The 17,696-nt window shown below is 37.1% G+C and carries 15 protein-coding genes; 10 read left to right on the forward strand and 5 right to left on the reverse strand.

Annotation, left to right across the window (positions count from 1 at the left end; translation table 11 throughout):
* Window positions 1-71: 71 nt before the first annotated feature.
* Window positions 72-1,736 carry an ATP-dependent nuclease gene (locus M992_RS12795; protein WP_053908956.1) on the reverse strand — a complete coding sequence of 555 codons (1,665 nt, stop codon included), beginning with the start codon at window positions 1,734-1,736 and terminating at the stop codon, window positions 72-74.
* A 453-nt stretch (window positions 1,737-2,189) separates the two neighbouring features.
* On the opposite strand from M992_RS12795, the gene M992_RS12800 reads away from it, so the two are divergent.
* The 6 genes from M992_RS12800 (at window position 2,190) to artM (ending at window position 7,635) form a co-directional block, all read left to right on the forward strand.
* Window positions 2,190-3,089, forward strand: coding sequence for a LysO family transporter (locus M992_RS12800; RefSeq protein WP_053908957.1), 900 nt, complete (start codon window positions 2,190-2,192; stop codon window positions 3,087-3,089).
* A gap of 60 nt (window positions 3,090-3,149) precedes the next feature.
* The gene (locus tag M992_RS12805; RefSeq protein ID WP_053908958.1) at window positions 3,150-4,628 is read left to right on the forward strand and encodes a DUF2867 domain-containing protein; all 1,479 of its coding nucleotides are present in this window, start codon (window positions 3,150-3,152) and stop codon (window positions 4,626-4,628) included.
* A gap of 98 nt (window positions 4,629-4,726) precedes the next feature.
* The gene (gene artP / locus M992_RS12810) at window positions 4,727-5,455 is read left to right on the forward strand and encodes an arginine ABC transporter ATP-binding protein ArtP (protein WP_047256684.1); all 729 of its coding nucleotides are present in this window, start codon (window positions 4,727-4,729) and stop codon (window positions 5,453-5,455) included.
* 18 nt (window positions 5,456-5,473) lie between these two features.
* Complete coding sequence (gene artJ / locus M992_RS12815; protein WP_053908959.1) at window positions 5,474-6,214, forward strand: arginine ABC transporter substrate-binding protein; 741 nt, start codon at window positions 5,474-5,476, stop codon at window positions 6,212-6,214.
* 15 nt (window positions 6,215-6,229) lie between these two features.
* Window positions 6,230-6,970 (forward strand): arginine ABC transporter permease ArtQ, encoded by a 741-nt coding sequence (artQ, locus tag M992_RS12820; protein WP_053908960.1) that lies wholly within the window; start codon window positions 6,230-6,232, stop codon window positions 6,968-6,970.
* Window positions 6,967-7,635: an arginine ABC transporter permease ArtM gene (gene artM, locus M992_RS12825; RefSeq protein ID WP_053908961.1), complete on the forward strand. Its 669-nt coding sequence runs from the start codon at window positions 6,967-6,969 to the stop codon at window positions 7,633-7,635. The genes artQ and artM overlap by 4 nt, the downstream gene beginning before the upstream one ends.
* 1,089 nt (window positions 7,636-8,724) lie before the next feature.
* On the opposite strand, the gene M992_RS12830 is transcribed toward artM, so the two are convergent.
* Window positions 8,725-9,225 carry a YbjN domain-containing protein gene (locus tag M992_RS12830; protein ID WP_053908962.1) on the reverse strand — a complete coding sequence of 167 codons (501 nt, stop codon included), beginning with the start codon at window positions 9,223-9,225 and terminating at the stop codon, window positions 8,725-8,727.
* Window positions 9,226-9,365: 140 nt separating this feature from the next.
* Window positions 9,366-9,671 (reverse strand): YbjC family protein, encoded by a 306-nt coding sequence (locus M992_RS12835; RefSeq protein WP_053908963.1) that lies wholly within the window; start codon window positions 9,669-9,671, stop codon window positions 9,366-9,368.
* Window positions 9,672-10,012: 341 nt separating this feature from the next.
* Between M992_RS12835 and M992_RS12840 the strand changes: the two genes are divergently transcribed.
* Complete coding sequence (locus M992_RS12840) at window positions 10,013-10,276, forward strand: GrxA family glutaredoxin (protein WP_047256678.1); 264 nt, start codon at window positions 10,013-10,015, stop codon at window positions 10,274-10,276.
* A gap of 432 nt (window positions 10,277-10,708) precedes the next feature.
* On the opposite strand, the gene M992_RS12845 is transcribed toward M992_RS12840, so the two are convergent.
* Window positions 10,709-11,128 (reverse strand): secondary thiamine-phosphate synthase enzyme YjbQ, encoded by a 420-nt coding sequence (locus M992_RS12845; protein ID WP_053909094.1) that lies wholly within the window; start codon window positions 11,126-11,128, stop codon window positions 10,709-10,711.
* A gap of 199 nt (window positions 11,129-11,327) precedes the next feature.
* On the opposite strand from M992_RS12845, the gene ybjG reads away from it, so the two are divergent.
* The 3 genes from ybjG (at window position 11,328) to M992_RS12860 (ending at window position 15,797) form a co-directional block, all read left to right on the forward strand.
* Window positions 11,328-11,936, forward strand: coding sequence for an undecaprenyl-diphosphate phosphatase (ybjG, locus tag M992_RS12850; protein ID WP_053908964.1), 609 nt, complete (start codon window positions 11,328-11,330; stop codon window positions 11,934-11,936).
* Between the two features lie 898 nt (window positions 11,937-12,834).
* A complete protein-coding gene (locus M992_RS12855) occupies window positions 12,835-14,136 on the forward strand; it encodes an HAAAP family serine/threonine permease (protein ID WP_053908965.1) in 1,302 nt (433 codons plus the stop codon).
* A 293-nt stretch (window positions 14,137-14,429) separates the two neighbouring features.
* A complete protein-coding gene (locus M992_RS12860) occupies window positions 14,430-15,797 on the forward strand; it encodes an L-serine ammonia-lyase (protein ID WP_053908966.1) in 1,368 nt (455 codons plus the stop codon).
* Window positions 15,798-15,892: 95 nt separating this feature from the next.
* Here M992_RS12860 and M992_RS12865 read toward each other — a convergent pair whose 3' ends face one another.
* Window positions 15,893-17,476: a coiled-coil domain-containing protein gene (locus M992_RS12865; protein ID WP_053908967.1), complete on the reverse strand. Its 1,584-nt coding sequence runs from the start codon at window positions 17,474-17,476 to the stop codon at window positions 15,893-15,895.
* Window positions 17,477-17,696: the final 220 nt, after the last annotated feature.

A 17,696-nucleotide genomic window follows, 5' to 3' on the forward strand; every position in this document is an offset into this window, starting at 1 on the left:
GTGAAGTGACCCTTTAGAGATTTTAACGAGCGAGGATAATCGATATAGCCTATTGAGGCAGTAAATAATTCCTACGCTTTTCCTCGTGCCAACCATGCTACACGAGAAAACATATTTTTTAATACAACAGGAATTGAATCAGATCCTTTTTCAGCGGCTCGATTTACCACTGCAATCGCCAGATCAGGTTTAGACGCCCGCTGAATAGCTTTGATAATTACTCGACGAATAGATAATTTGGCATTATCCGGAATACCAGCAACATCATGATAAACTTGGCTGAAACCTTCTCGATATAAAAAATGCTCCATATCTGGCGCTGATAATTTAGTTAGCCTGTCCCGTTCTTGATCGCCCATTTTTTCAGCAAAACTTTTCACGGTAGCCGCATATTTTTTACCCGCCTCATCACCGTCGACCAACGTATGCCATTCGATCCCCATTTTAGTCGCAAATTTCAACAATGGATTCAAACCACTTTGAGCAAATTCAATAACTTTAATGCCTTCTGTATCAAAATAATAATTACATTGTTTAGCCAATTCATTCATTAACCAAATTTCGGTTTCACCTTCAACTAATAACCATGTCCGAGCAAACAAGGCTGAAGGGCGATTAAAGCGAATATGAAATGAAATACGCCGTAATTCAGTCGCCGTAAACTCATTGTCACGTAAACGATAGGCCGAAACTTTATTTGAATCTCTCACTAATCGACACAAGTTTTCAATGGGTACTTGCGATAATAACTCTCCAGAATTGGTTGTGGTTATCCGTTGTAATGAGAATAAATTTAGCAATCCCCAAGCTATCGACAACATAATAGGATGTAAGCGAGTTTCAGGATCTTCAACAATAATTAGTGGCCGCGCATGTTTATCTAACGTTATATTGCCTTTAGACTGCAACATAGAAGAGAACATCCCTAAGATAATCAGCCGAATATTACGTTGATTCGGTTTAGCAATAATCCGGTTAATATTGCTCAGTGCATTCCAACCTCGGCGCTTAGGTTCAATATGCTCAACCTGACGCAATTCCCGAGTAAAGATATAACTTCCCTGCTCTGCAAAATAGTGCCCCAATAGCTGCTGCATGGCATCTATCCCCTCATTAAGCTCATCATCAGATAAGTTTTGGGGATTATTAACCAACTCTTTGGTCAATTGCTGCATTTTTTCGTTATAGTTTTCGCGGCGTATTTCCGGACCTTTAGTAATGACGTCGGATTTTAAATCTGGTAAAAAACGCGCATCTCGTAAACGCAATACCGGATAAAGTCGAATAATTTCATTTATATATTTATTAGGATTATCGAGAGATAACTTATTCCCGCCACTGTTCAAAAAATTACGTTTAACGCTAATATTATTATCATCATCCAGCTCTGCACTGACCTGATAAAAAATACGTTTTAAATCATCACCATTATCCACCCAGACCGATGAAAGATTATGAAAACGATATGATTGATGACGACCAGGACGAGTTTCGCAGAATTTAAGGATAATGTGTAAATTACGAAAACGAGAAGCATCATCTCCAGCAGGATGATGAAAATCTGAGAGACTAAATTGATACGATTGTTTTTCTGGTGATAACAAAATAGTTAATGCATCCAATAAACTCGATTTACCCCACGCATTTTCACCAATCAGCACGGTATTATTATTTAATGACAAGGAGAGCCGGTTAATTCCTCGAAAACCATAGATTTCCACTCGTTCCAGATACATATATTCCCTCTTCTTATTTTTGTTTAGAATTGGCGTCTATCTGGCCTACATGATCACAATACTAAAAAGACGTCAAACCTAGACTTGGTAATTCATCGGCACTTGGCGAAGCCGGTACTAAGTGACATTCCGTAAATTAAATCAATATATTACTCCAGTAATACCATAATATTTGTCTCTTAACCTATCCAAAATATATTAAAACGTTACTTATTGAACAATTTACTTGTTACAGAATAAATAAACCGATTTAATCAGAAGCAGAGATAGCTAGGTTGAGCATCGTGAGAGAGTGTTATAAAATAGTTAATCTGTTTTTTTTAGTTATTTGAGCTATTTTTAATCATCAGCGCCTAATAATTAAATCAACCACCCAATAATTGAATATTATCGTTCGGCTGTCGTAAATGACGCCCAAACAACGTGAAGTATAACGGCTAATAAGGATGCACCATGTACTCAGGATTACTTATCATTCTATTACCGTTGGCGGTAGGCTATTGTTTATCAATTAAAAATCAAAAACGGCTTGAATTTATTCATCGACTTCTTAATTCGATGGTTTATGTTATTTTATTTTTAATGGGGATCACGCTTTCCCTATTAGAAAATTTAAGTGAGCATTTAGTTTCTATTTTAATTTATGCCGTTACCTTTTTTATCTGTATTTTTACTCTTAATCTCGCCGCATTATTATTGCTTGATAAAATGGATCCTTGGAAAGTACCTCGGCATAAACAGGCTAAACCACCTTCTAGAATTAAAATGATTTTTGAATCATTGCAATTATGTGGCGTATTACTGCTGGGCTTTTTACTCGGGCTAAGTGGCTGGGAATTTTTATCTTACGCCGATAAAGGCAGCCAAGTTGCGCTGATGCTATTGTTATTTTTGGTCGGAGTTCAACTGCGTAATAGCGGCATGAGTATTCGCCAAATTTTAATTAATCGGCGCGGTACCATTATTGCTTTGATAATGGCCATAAGCGCACTCGCTGGCGGGATTATTGCCGCATGGTTACTCGATTTACCCACCAAATTGGGCTTAGCTATGGCATCAGGATTCGGTTGGTATTCATTAACCGGAATTGTGATGACTGATGCTTATGGCCCTGTCATTGGCAGTGCTGCATTTTTCAATGACTTATTCCGTGAACTAGCGGCCATTATGTTGATCCCAATTATGGTTAATCGCTTCCGTTCAACCGCATTAGGTATTTGTGGCTCAACATCGATGGATTTCACCTTACCCGTATTACAACGCAGTGGCGGTGTCGCTATTGTTCCAGCCGCTATTGTACACGGCTTTGTGCTCAGTTTAGTGACTCCCATTCTAATGGCATTCTTTACATAACCAAAATTTCGGTCACAATGCTCATCCTGCGGGTTTAGTCTTAATAAATAGTGAGGATTGATGGATAACAGACAACGTATTTTAGTCTTGGGCGCCAGTGGCTATATTGGACAAAATCTAGTCCCTGAGCTGATTAAGCAAGGCCACCAAGTAACAGCTGGTGCGCGACGAGTCGACTGGATGCTGTCTCAAGGATGGACTGACACTCGTTGCCTGTATGTCGACCTCCATGCGCCAGAGACCCTTATCGACATCATGAAAGAGATTGATATTGTCTATTTTCTGGTGCACAGCATGGCAGATCAGGTCAATCTAATTGAGCACGAACGTGCCGCAGCATTAAATGTGCAACAGGCACTGAATAATTCCAATGTAAAACAAGTTATCTATTTAAGTGCCTTGCAACATGGGCATGCTTATTCTCCACATTTAGTCGCTCGACGCCTGACAGGCGAAATATTGCGCGAAAGCAATGTCCCAGTAACTGAAGTTCGCGCTGCAATTATTGTCGGCTCCGGCTCTGCGGCTTTCGAAATTATGCGTGATATGGTTTATAACTTAGCCATACTTACGCCACCACGCTGGGTTCGCTCTAAATCAGCGCCTATAGCATTGCAAAATATCCTTTACTATCTTACCGAACTGATTTCTCACCCTACAGCAGAAGACCGTATTTTTGATGCTGGTGGCCCAGAATATCTCAGTTATCAAGAATTATTTAAACGCTTTATCAAAATTAGTGGTAAGCGTCGTCTACTGATCCCAATCCCAATTCCGGTGAGTATGATTTCAACTCATTTTATAAGTCTGGTCACCTCTGTTTCTCCATCGATAGCTAAAGAGTTGATTCAAGGACTACAGCATGATTTGCCTGCCAACGATGCTGAATTAAGAAAATTGATCCCGCAACAACTCCTCTCTTTTGATGAAGCAACGCGGATGACCTTGGCGATAGAAGCTGAAGCGATTGATACCGCAGATTGGGGATACCATCCTGAAGTTAAAAAACGCTGGCGTCCGGGTTATGGTTTTTATCCCAAGCAAGCAGGATTTACCATAGGCACGATAGCTACAAGCCAATCCTTGTGGGAGGTTATCCAGCAAATCGGTGGAAAAGAAGGTTATTTTTACGCTAATTCATTATGGAAAATTCGTGCGGTTATGGATGATATGATGCTAAATAAAGTAAAATATGGCCGCCCTGATCGCCCAGAATTACAAGTTGGCGATATGATTGACGGCTGGCGAGTTATTAATATCGACCCAGAAAAACAGTTAACCTTACTTTTTGGTATGAAAGCACCGGGGCTTGGTAGGCTCACTTTTACTATCCATGACAGCGGTGAACGTCGCTCTCTTGATGTGCGCGCATGGTGGCATCCTGCTGGTTTTGGTGGATTACTTTATTGGTTTGCAATGATGCCTGCTCATCTATTCATATTTAAAGGCATGGCAAAGCGTATCAGTGAACTCGCTTTTACCCGTGACAAGCAGAAAAAACAGAATAGTTTATCGACTGAACATGTTGATAATGCTTAATTTAAGCAGAATAATTAACTTTTTATGCATGAAACATTGCATAATTATTCCCATGAGATTACTATCTCTACTAGATTATAGCCATTCAGAATATTAGCATGAGTATTCAATTAAAAAACATAAACTGTTTCTATGGTGCTCATCAGGCACTGTTTGATATCAACCTAGAATGTGCCGCAGGTGAGACCATGATTTTACTCGGTCCTAGTGGCGCAGGAAAAAGTTCTTTGCTACGGGTACTCAATTTACTTGAAATGCCCCGCTCCGGTGAGCTTAATATTGCGGATCAACATTTTGATTTTACAGCTAAACCTGATGCCAAAGCTATTCGCATGTTACGTCAAAATGTCGGCATGGTTTTTCAGCAATATAATTTGTGGCCGCATTTGACGGTAATGGATAATTTAATTGAAGCACCTTGCAGAGTATTAAAAATATCTCGCCAGGAAGCCCGGGCCAAAGCAGAAAAATTGCTCAGCCGCTTACGTTTATCACCGTTTTCTGAACGTTTCCCACTGCATCTCTCCGGTGGACAACAACAACGAGTCGCGATTGCTCGAGCGTTAATGATGGAGCCTAAGGTCCTGTTATTTGATGAACCTACGGCGGCACTAGATCCAGAAATCACAGCTCAAGTTGTTGATATAATACGAGAATTATCAGAGACAGGCATTACACAAGTGATCGTCACTCATGAAGTGGAAATTGCCCGTAAAGCCGCCAGTAAAGTGGTTTATATGGAAAATGGTCACATTATAGAGCAAGGAGATGCTAGCCACTTCACAGCACCTCATACTGAAGCGTTTGCAAACTATTTATCACATTAATCGATACAGGAATTAGCGATGAAAAAAATATTATTAGCAGCGCTACTTGGCGCCATGACGTTATCTGCAACTGCGGCAGAAAAAGAAACAATCCGCTTTGCAACAGAGGCGACGTATGCGCCGTTTGAAATGTTTGATGCCAACAATCAAATCGTCGGCTTTGATGTTGATTTAGCGAATGCAATGTGTGACAAAATTAATGCCACTTGCACCTTTACTCATCAATCCTTTGATAGCTTAATTCCTAGCTTAAAATTCCGTCGCTTTGACGCATTAATGGCCGGTATTGATATTACGCCAGATCGTCAAAAACAAGTCGATTTTACCGACACTTATTATGCAAACTCCGCTGAGTTCATCGCGGTTAAAGATAAAATAACGTCACCGGCTCAGTTAAAAGGCAAAAAAATTGGAGTTCAAAACGGTACAACGCACCAAAAATATATCATGGAACAGCTAAAAGATATGAGTACCGTGCCTTATGATAACTATCAAGCAGCTATTTTAGATCTGCAAAGTGGACGTATTGACGCAGTTTTCGGTGATACAGCCGTGGCTGATGAATGGTTAAAAGCAAAAGGTAATGAAAATCTCGCCGTGGTGGGTGATAAAGTCACGGATCCTGAATACTTCGGTATCGGTCTCGGTATTGCGGTACGTAAAGGCAACAAAGACTTGCAAGACAAGCTGAATAAAGCAATGTCAGAAGTCAAAGCGGACGGTACCTATGACGTCATCTATAAAAAATGGTTTGAATAATAGTCGACGAGTTTAATGAGTAATTTTCTATTTTTAATCAGCGCCGCCGGTTTAACCGTCGGCCTTGCTATTTCTGCACTGATACTTGGTCTGATCCTTGCCATGCTCTTTATGGCATGGGAATCGGTTAGATTCAAATCAATTGCATTTTTAGGCACTTGCTGGGTCACCCTGATCCGTGGTTTGCCGGAGCTATTGGTAGTGCTGTTCGTTTACTACGGCACATTACAAATGGTAATGCTGTTGGGTGACGGAATTGAGTTAAATCTCGGCTTCTGGCAGACAACGCTGCAAATCGACCCTAGCCTATTTTTCGCAGAAAGTGGCGAGTTTGATGTTACTCCATTTGTATGCGGGGTGATTGCCTTATCTTTATTATATGCAGCTTACGCCTCTCAAACCTTACGCGGTGCTTTAAAATCAGTTCCTTATGGTCAATGGGAAGCAGGTTTTGCTCTTGGGTTAGATAAAAAAACGATTTTCTTTCGTTATATTATGCCGCAAATGTGGCGGCATGCTTTACCGGGGTTAGGTAATCAATGGTTGGTATTATTAAAAGATACCGCATTAGTTTCATTAATCAGCGTTAATGACCTCATGCTACAAACTACCAGTATAGTGAATCGGACACACGAGCCTTTTACTTGGTATTCAATCGTGGCACTAATTTATTTAGCCATCACGCTTTTCAGTCAATTCATTCTTAAACGTATTGAGTTACATACCACACGTTTTGAGCGGGAGAGCGCTAAATGATTGATTTAATTATCTCTCTGTTACCGGGCTTACCGACCAGTCTGTCGTTAACCTTCAGTGCGCTGTTTGTTGCCTTTATATTAGCTATTGTATTTACACTGGTACTGTCATTAAAAACACCGGTAATTTCACACATTGTTCGAGTTTATATCACGCTATTTACCGGTACACCTTTATTAGTGCAGTTTTTCCTAATCTATAACGGACCGGGCCAGTTTGAATCACTAAAAAATTATCCCCAATTATGGGAAATAATTTCAACGCCTTGGATCTGTGCGATGGTCGCATTAGCGCTAAATAGTGCCGCTTATTCCACATTGCTGTTTCATGGGGCAGTAAAAGCGATTCCAGCCGGTCAATGGCAATCCTGTCAGGCTCTGGGAATGTCTAAATTACAAACCATGCGGATCATCTTACCTTATGCTTTTAAACGTGCTCTATCGTCCTATTCTAACGAAGTGGTACTGATATTTAAAAGTACCTCGCTCGCCAGTACAATTACTTTGTTAGATGTTATGGGTTATAGCCGTTTAGTCTTTGGGCAGACCTATGATGTGATGGTATTTGTGGCAGCAGGGATTATTTATTTGTGTGTCAACGCGTTACTGACCTTAATTATGCGGATAATTGAGCGCCGAGCACTGGCATTTGAATACCGAGATTGATGTGTATACAGCAATTAATATCGCAGATTAAATACCTTGTTTTCTCGGCAATAAAAAAGATGCGTGAATACATCTTTTTTATTGCCGAGAGTGTCACCAAATATAATTTAATACTTTTTAACAACCCATAGCGCTAGATATTAAATAACGGCCCTTGCTTGATCTAATAGCTGTACAGCCGACCAATACCGTTGGCTATTATTTGTGCATTATAACTGGGATCTAAAAAATAAGCAGGACACAGAGTAGCCAGATAATTGCATAACATTTGTCCAACATCTCGGCGCGGCAGATTCATCAATATTAATTCAGATACTTTATGTTTTACAGTAGTGAATCTGATTGAATCAAAAACTTAAAAATCAATATCCTGTAAACCAATTTATGTCACAGATTGACATGTACCTTTAATCACGGATTGATTAATTTTAATCCCGGTTAAACTCGTTTTAGATTGTTCGCCATACAGATAGAATCAAACAGTACAAAAAAAGATCTCGCATTTCAGTAACATTTAACACTTGGTCTATTCTTCTGCTGGTCAGTCAGCAGCCTTTCTTACACACCTTCTATAATAACCATGCGTACAGATTGAATATTGGTAGAAATAACCACTCATTATGATAATTGTAGCTGTCACTAAGATAAAATGAGCCGAATAAACTGAGGGACGTTTTTTTCTAAACGCAAAACAAAGCGCAGCATGATCCGACTATCAATTTTGCCTTCAGTGGCTAGAATTATGTTAACTCGCTCTTTCTACACTCAATATTATATGATGTGAGTCTTGCCCTACCCTAGTCATGCGATAAAAGGTTTTAACGCTGAATAATACCCAACACCAGTTTTTTCGCCGCTGTCAGAAATTATCATTTTAGCTTTGTTACGAAAAATATACTTAGGGCTAGTAATCGGAGAAAAAACTGATGGGTCTTCAAGCAGTAAACACGACTTGAAGTTGAGCCTGTTCTTGCCCAACTTATTGTTCAATATGGATATTAAGCCACTGATAAGAATGACACATACCCACTGTATATTTTTCACACCGTATATTTATTACAGCGTAAAGTAAAAGAATAAGAAGATTAATTAATGAATAATGACCGGCTGACTGTCTGAATTATCAGGTTCTTCTTCATCAATTTCTTCCATATCTTCACGATTAGAATAGAGTAAATTATTACTGTGAATTTCAAAAATAATCGATGAAATCTGATCTTCAGCTTGTTGTACAAAATGATTGAATTGATTGTATGTCATACCCGCGTCTAAAGAGAACGATTGACTAACCACTAACTTAGGCAGATTTTCATCATTTATTTCAAGAAAAACTTTGGCGGTTAAAGAACTCGCATTTATCTGACTAATATTGGCTAATAACGTGATAATAGCGGTTGGCTTTACTTCAGCTAATGCCGACAACACTAATACATTATTCAAGATATCTAATTTAGCATCAAAGATACCATCAATATTTTGCATATGCGGTAAATGAAGCGCGGAACAAGCATCACATTCAAAATAAGAAGTTTTGAGTTGGTCTAGCCACTCACGCAGCTTGGTGATGTCCGGGTAACAAATAGATTCCATGAAAATTAACCTTATTCAACTCAAAATAGCCAGTGCATAGCTTACGGAATTATGGACTAATTCGCTATGCTAAAAGCGCAAAAAACATAAAAAATCGCTAGATATGTTAGTTTATCTACTCAATATTATTTTAATTATTGCTATGGGCGTTTTTTAGAGCTTTTATTTCTTTCTTCTGTCGATTTTTTATTATCAATCCCAATAAAACTTAAACTATGAATAGCTCGCCAAACAATGTTCACAGCAGCCGGCATTAAACAACCAACCCCTACCATCACCAGCGAAACAAACGCACTCTGTGACATTAAAAACGCGGGTAAACTAACGTAATCATTCATCGCCAAAAAAACGAAAACTAAAATCAGCATCCCAATAGCTTCTAATATAAGCACTATTTTAGGCATATCAGAAAGTGAACGCATCATTTGTGGCTGTTTTTTATTCATATCATCCTCATATTTTTTGCACACTATACCTTAAAACTAACCACAAAATCACTGTTGACTGCAGTTTCAGCTAAGCATTGCAATACAATATGGGTATCTTATTGATAAAATCCTCAAAAAATATTTATAAAAATAGATGCTGTTTAATTTAGCTATAATTTTAAACAATAAGAGTAAAAGGTAAAACCTACTTTTTTTTCCATCCATTCACAGGCATAGTAGATAAATAGATCGTAACTATTGTTCAGTTTAAAATAGCGATAGAATAAAATTTGCTATCGCATAAAATAGTAGCAAGTACCTTAATCGCAAGATTATTAGAATTTCATTTAGGAGAAGTTATGTTTACAGTAATTTTTGGTCGTCCTGGTTGCCCATATTGTGTCCGCGCAAAAGAATTAGCTGAAAAACTGAAAAATGATCGTGACGATTTTGATTTTCGTTATGTTGATATTCAAGCTGAAGGTATTTCTAAAGCTGATTTATCAAAAACCGTTGGTAAACCAGTAGAAACTGTTCCTCAGATTTTTATTGATGAAAAACACATCGGCGGTTGTACTGATTTCGAAGCCTATGCTAAAGAACATTTAAACCTGTTCAATTAATAACTGATTAATATATCATTCGGGTTGCGGTGTAATTTTGACTGCAACCTAATAATTTCCTTTATTTTTACTATAACCCCTATATCCAGCCGTGTTATATCCATCTTCTGTTAGTTTATCCATTTAATCATCCCGTACTAACACAAGTATCAATCAATAAAAGATGCTACGCTTTTGGTTATATCATAAGTAATACATAAAATTTAGCTTATTGAATGAACTTTCTTGAAAGACTACAGTCTGAATAAGTGCCACTGCTTTTCTTTAATGTCCGAATATTGACGAACCCGATAGTTTACCCTCATGGTTTTCACACTATCGGGTTTTTATTTGCTCAAAATACACACGCCAATATCATTCTTGACTATCATATCACTCTTGACTACATAGCTAATCTCAATCACCTCAACCAATTAAGTTATCTAATCCTCATTACTCGCCATATAACGTAACTACAATTTTCCGAGCACCACCATTATCTCGATGTTCACATAAATATATTCCCTGCCAAATACCCAAATTAAGTTGCCCTCGACTAATTGGAATATTAAGACTACAACCTAAAATACTGGTTTTAAGATGAGCCGGCATATCATCACTGCCCTCATAATTATGGCAATAATACGCTTGATCTTCAGGAACGGCTCGATTGAAGTAACTTTCAAAATCTTGTCTTACTGTTGGGTCTGCATTTTCATTAATAGTTAATGACGCAGAAGTATGCTGGATAAAAACATTCATCATTCCGATATTAATATTTGCTAATTCAGGAAGTTGACAAATAATAGCCTCAGTGATCAAATGTACGCCTCGAGACCGAGGCTTTAATTGCAATTCTTTTTGTATCCACATAATAACTTCCCCATCATATTCACCAATAATTTGGTTATTAATCAATAATTATTGCGTCATTTTCATATAAAAAGAACAGTCTCTCTATTTTATAACATAATTATTAGATAAAGAGACTTTACCTATACCAAAAGAGCTATTACTCTCTGGCCTCTACGTTTGTGAAACAAACTGGTATTTTTTCTGTGAGGCTTATACCGTGTTAGAAGAATTCAACCTGAATTTATTCAATATGATTAATGCAACCCCCGATACTGCAGAGGGGACATTAGCATTAGCAATTTTTATTGCTAAACGTCTAATTTTAATTTTTCCGATAATTGTGGCGGCTTGCTGGCTATGGGGAGCAACTAATAATATGCCGCAGCAACGCACTTATGTGTGTAAAACTGCCATTGCCTTGATTGTTGGCCTAACCATCTCAGGTTTAATTGGGGCTATCGCTCCACATGATCGTCCTTTTATGATGGGAATTGGTACTAATTTTCTCGATCATTCACCAACACCTTCATTTCCTAGTAATCACGGTACCTTGGTCTTTACTTTTGCTTTTGCCGCATTATTTTGGCTTAGAAAATGGTTTGGCTTAATTTTATTTATTCCCGCGATCGCTATAGCTTGGTCTCGTATTTTCTTAGGAGTTCACTGGCCTCTAGATATGATAGGTGGCTTTATTCTCGCCATTATTGCCTGTGGTATCACCCAAATTCTATGGATGGTTATCGGTACATATGTATTACCTAAACTAATTAAGATTTATCGTCTAATTTTTGCACCACTCATCCGAAAAGGATGGGTTCAAGAATAAATATTCTACAATAAGTAATCTTCAATTAAATACGGATAATTAAATATCCGTATTTAATCCTTTGGTAATCCTTTGGATAACGAAAAAATAATCTGACTAATTTATATCACTGTCGCGGCCTTAGTATAAAATAGATAAATTTTACTTTTCAAAAATCAATAACAAAAAAATAACAAAATTAATTATTATATTTTCTTACAATTTTTAAACCAAATAAATCACTAGCCTAAAATCTTATACTATTCGATTATTATTAATACAATATAATTATTGAATGAATGAAATAACTTACTCCCCTGAATAGCACAATAATAACCATAGATTATAAATTCCATTATAATCATATGATTAGTTATATTTCCCAGGTTAAAAATTAAGCTTAAAATTCATTTTTTGATTTTAATCAATATTAACTACAGCATAAATCAAAGCTAACTTTAAATTTTATTAATATAATAACATTTACTTCTACTATTAAAAATAAACATCTATAAATGATAAATTTATTATTCTTTATACCAAATCAAAATATTAAATTTATATTTTCACTTCATTTTTATTAACATTTTCATAAAATATTGCTTTCTATAGACTTATATGGTTACATTCGGCTTTTGAGAGCAAGATCACGGCATTTTATTCTAAAAAACTATAGATTAGCGGCTTCGAAATCCATTATTCAAATTAATATATAAAAACAACAAAACTGATTGAAAATCAATCAACATTTTAATTATTTTCAATAAGTTTGTTAGGTGAGATAAATAACTGATACTTTATTCATTTGGTTATTTAATACTCAAATACAAATATTAATCTGTTTTATGTAAAAATTGAACGCTATACCCAATCGTTTTTTATTTTATTTTATTTTTTGGCTTTAATTTCGGAGAACATTATGGATACAACTCAAGTTGGTTCCATCAGCAGCTCAGTCGCTGAGAACAGTAAAGCTTGGCGTAAAACAGATACCGTATGGATGTTAGGTCTGTATGGTACAGCGATTGGCGCTGGCGTATTATTTCTGCCTATTAATGCGGGAATGAGTGGATTAATTCCAGTCTTATTAATGGCTGTTTTAGCTTTCCCTATGACTTTCTTTGCCCACCGTGGTATGTGCCGTTTTGTTTTATCCGGTTCAAAACCAGATGGCGATATTACAGAAGTTGTTGAAGAGCATTTTGGTCGTACGGCAGGGAACTGGATCACTCTGCTCTATTTCTTTGCTATTTATCCTATTTTGTTAGTGTATGGCGTTTCTATCACCAATAACGTAGAAAAATTTATTACCGAGCTTCTCGGATTTAATGCACCGCCACGCTGGCTATTAGCATTAATTCTGGTTGGCAGCATTATGGCTATCGTCTCTCTTGGCGAAAAATATATTGTAAAAACCATGAGTATGCTGGTGTTTCCTTTTATTGCTGTACTGCTTATATTTTCACTGTATATGATCCCACATTGGAATGGTGCAGTACTGGATACATTATCGTTCTCTGGCGTAAGTGATGCTGTAAATAGTCAAAGCATGCTGGTCACTATTTGGTTAACTATTCCAGTGATGGTTTTCGCTTTTAACCACTCGCCAATTATTTCCGCTTTTGCCGTCGCCAAACGTGAAGAATACGGTGATGAAGCAGAACAAAAATGTTCACGTATTTTAGCTTCTGCACATATTCTGATGGTCTTCACTGTGATGTTTTTCGTCTTCAGCTGTGTATTTACACTATCACCAGATGACCTAAGATTAGCTAAAGCACAGAATATTAGTATTCTCGATTATTTATCCAGTTATTTTGATAAACCATTTATTAAATTTGCCGCTTCAATTATCGCTTTCGTTGCTATAATCAAATCATTCCTTGGTCACTATTTAGGCGCACGAGAAGGATTTAATGGATTAGTTGAACGCGCATACCGAGCAAAAGGTAAAACGGTTAATGTCAGCAAACTAAACCGCGGAACAGCTATTTTTATGCTGATAACCACTTGGATTGTTGCAACATTAAACCCAAGTGTACTGGATATTATCGAAAGTCTCGGTGGTCCAATTATCGCTATCTTACTGTTCCTGATGCCGATGTATGCTATTAGCAAAGTCCCAGCAATGAAAAAATATTCAGGCAAATTAAGTAATATTTTTATTGTAATTATGGGGCTAGTCGCTATTTCAGCCGCCATTTATAAATTATTTATGTAATTTGTGGCGATCCTTACTTCTATGATGATAAATATCTATCCCGTAGCAAAGTAATACACCATGGCACCTGATAAACTTCCAATCTGCGAACCAGTAAAAAAGTAAGTTAGGTGCCAGTAATTAAAAATAAAATAATTAAATAGCTGCAGTCTCTACAACTTGAAGATAGATAGGTCTACTCTCAGGGTTGCTATTTCTCATTCTCACCTTGAGACCGTCATTTATCCCCTATCTGTGATTCCAAGTACTTTCAACATAGAAATATTGACGCCCTTAGATAGGAAGCGATAAATATGGTTAGTGTATTCGATATTTTCAAAATTGGTATTGGTCCATCTAGCTCACATACCGTTGGTCCAATGAAAGCAGGTAAGCAATTTATTGATGATTTAATAAACGAAAATTTATTAACCTCAATAGACCGAATTGCCGTCGATGTTTATGGCTCACTATCATTAACCGGTAAAGGACACGCTACAGATACAGCTATTATTATGGGATTAGCTGGTAACTTACCTGATACTGTAGATATTGATGCGATCCCTCAGTTTATTTTAACTGTCGAACAAACTGAAAAATTACCTTTAGGTGCTATCAAGCATCAAGTTGATTTCCCTCGTAATGGCGGGATGAACTTCCATTTTACTAATTTACCATTGCACGAAAATGGTATGACTATCAGTGCATTTCAGGCTGATAACTGTGTCTATAAAAAAACCTATTATTCCATTGGCGGTGGCTTTATTGTTGATGAGGCACATTTTGGTCAAAAAGAAGCCCAAGCGGTTCAAATCCCTTATCCTTATTCTTCAGCCGCTGATCTTCAACGCCAATGCCGCGAAACTGGACTTTCACTGTCTGCGTTAATGATGAAAAACGAATTAGCGCTGCATAGCAGAGAAGAAATCCAAGCGCATTTAGCCGCTGTTTGGGATGTGATGAAAAGCGGAGTGGAACGTGGTGTCAATACCGAAGGTCATTTGCCAGGTCCATTACGTGTACCTCGTCGTGCCTCTGCACTGCGTAGAATGTTAGTCACCAGCGATAGTACCAATACCGATCCTATGGCTGTTGTCGATTGGATCAATATGTTTGCACTCGCAGTTAATGAAGAAAATGCAGCCGGTGGCCGTGTCGTTACCGCACCAACTAATGGCGCATGTGGCATAATTCCAGCCGTATTATCTTATTATGATAAATTTATTCGCCCTATTAATGAAAACTCTTATACCCGTTTTCTAATGGTTGCTGGAGCTATTGGCTCTCTTTATATTATGAATGCCTCTATTTCAGGCGCAGAAGTTGGCTGCCAAGGCGAAGTTGGCGTCGCCTGTTCAATGGCGGCGGCAGGATTAACCGAATTAATGGGCGGTAGCCCGGCACAAGTATGTGTCGCCGCAGAAATTGCAATGGAACATAACTTAGGCTTAACCTGTGACCCCGTCGGCGGGCAAGTCCAAGTACCATGTATTGAGCGTAACGCCATTGCTGCAGTTCAAGCGGTCAACTCAGCACGCATGGCTCTACGCCGAGTGAGCGATCCCCGAGTCTGCTTAGATAAAGTAATAGAAACCATGTATGAGACAGGTAAAGATATGAACTCAAAATATCGTGAAACTTCTCAAGGTGGATTAGCCATTAAAATTGTCAGCTGTGATTAATTAATTGACCTAAAATCAGCCGATCCTATCTCTTTGAGAACGATCGGCTGGTTATTTTTAGCGGTAATTTTAATCTACCGAGAACTGATTAAGGCTTAAAAAATACGGCTAAATGATGATTGAATGTCCGTAATAATTGATACTGCTTCAGTTTTAATATCTTGAACGCCGGCATGTAACTGGGCTACAGCCGATTGAGACTCTTCTTTGAAGCAACTAATGCTACTAATTAATCCGCCAGCGACATCATTCGCCAGTCCCTCTATCGCTTTACCATCCACATCAACGTTTATCTCTGCGCTTGAAATATCGATTTGTTGGTTTGTCACACTATAGCTATTTCCACCTTGAATAGATCCGGTGTTAATCCCTATATTTCTTGCTCCACCTGCTGTTATCGTGCTCGCTGATTCTTCACGGCTCATGGTTTCAGTTTTTAGGCTCGATTCAATAAGTTGCTGAGGTTTAAGATCTTTTAACTCGGTGACTGTCGTTTGTCCATTCTCAGACTGATCTTTAATTACTTTAAGATTTTTTTCTAATTGACCTAATTTCTCAATATAATGCGCATTAGAAGTCTTAATCGATTGTAGCTCAAGCGTGGTCTTTCCATGCTCTAATTTCTCTCTTTCCAAAGATACTTTAAGATCATTACGCTTGTTTCTAATATCTTGTAATTCGTTTTTAATCTCGGCGGCTTGTTTTTCTTTTTCTTTTAACTCTTCTGATTTATAACATAATTCATTTTTCAAACGCTCTACTTTTTCAGTTAATTTATCATTAACTAACTTATTATCTTGTTCAATTTTTTGCTCATTAATATCTAATTTAAAGCTAATATTTTCTAACTCATCTTTTAATTTCTTGATTTCATTTTTTTTACCACTTAATTCTTCTCTTAATTTTTTAGCTTCATTTCGCTCACTTAAAAACTTTTTATTAATGAGATCAATTTCATTACCTTTAATTTGTAGGCCGGTTTCTAATTTTAAAATATCACCAGCTTTATTTTCCAATTCTTTTTTTAATGAAATTAATTCTATTTCTTTATTCCTACATTCTAATTTAACTTGGCTTAATTGCTTTCTGGTTTTATCTAAATCTTTAGTAATAAAATCTAATTTAGATTGTGTCGAGGCTGAATCTTCTTTTTGCAGTGAAAATTGATATTCTTTTTCTTGAATAATATTTTCCAACTTTTTGATTTGTTTGTTTTTATTTTCTATTTCTGTCAGCTCAGCATCGAGGATAAACTGAATTTCTTTATACTCTTTCATGCCCGTTTGTAAGTCTCTATAGGCCATACCACCTTGTAAAAAAGAGTCTTTATCATTGACCGCACCTTTTTCATTAATTGCTGAACCAGCTTCTAAAATTTCATTATTAAGACCACGATTATGACTTAACCCCCCTTCTACGTCTCCTTGGTTTACCCCAATATTATGAACATTTCCACCAAGCATAATTGATTTATTTACATTTTCATTGACTGAGTTCCCTCCTTTAATTTCACCAGCACCACTCCCGACATCAGTAGCATCACCACCAGACATAACGCCAGTATTACTGCCAGAATTCGTTACAGAACCGCCTTGGACTTTATTACCGCCAATAGTATCCTGTGGTTGTCTCTTTTTTAATTCATTAATTCTGTCTTGTAATTTACTGTTCGCTGACATAATACAATCCTTGTATTGTTTTTTTTAAGAGGTTTTATGGTTTAATAAACGTTAATTTATATAACATATTTAATTATTACATAAAATATTTATTCCAAATTAACGATTAGGAAATGATATTATATCAATTAGCAAATAATACAATTGAAGTTTGTCTGCAATTATTTGATAACAACATTAATAGGGTAATATAATAAATAGCTCGCTAATTATTATATAC

The sequence above is a fragment of the Moellerella wisconsensis ATCC 35017 genome (assembly GCF_001294465.1).
Taxonomy (GTDB): Bacteria; Pseudomonadota; Gammaproteobacteria; order Enterobacterales; family Enterobacteriaceae; genus Moellerella; species Moellerella wisconsensis.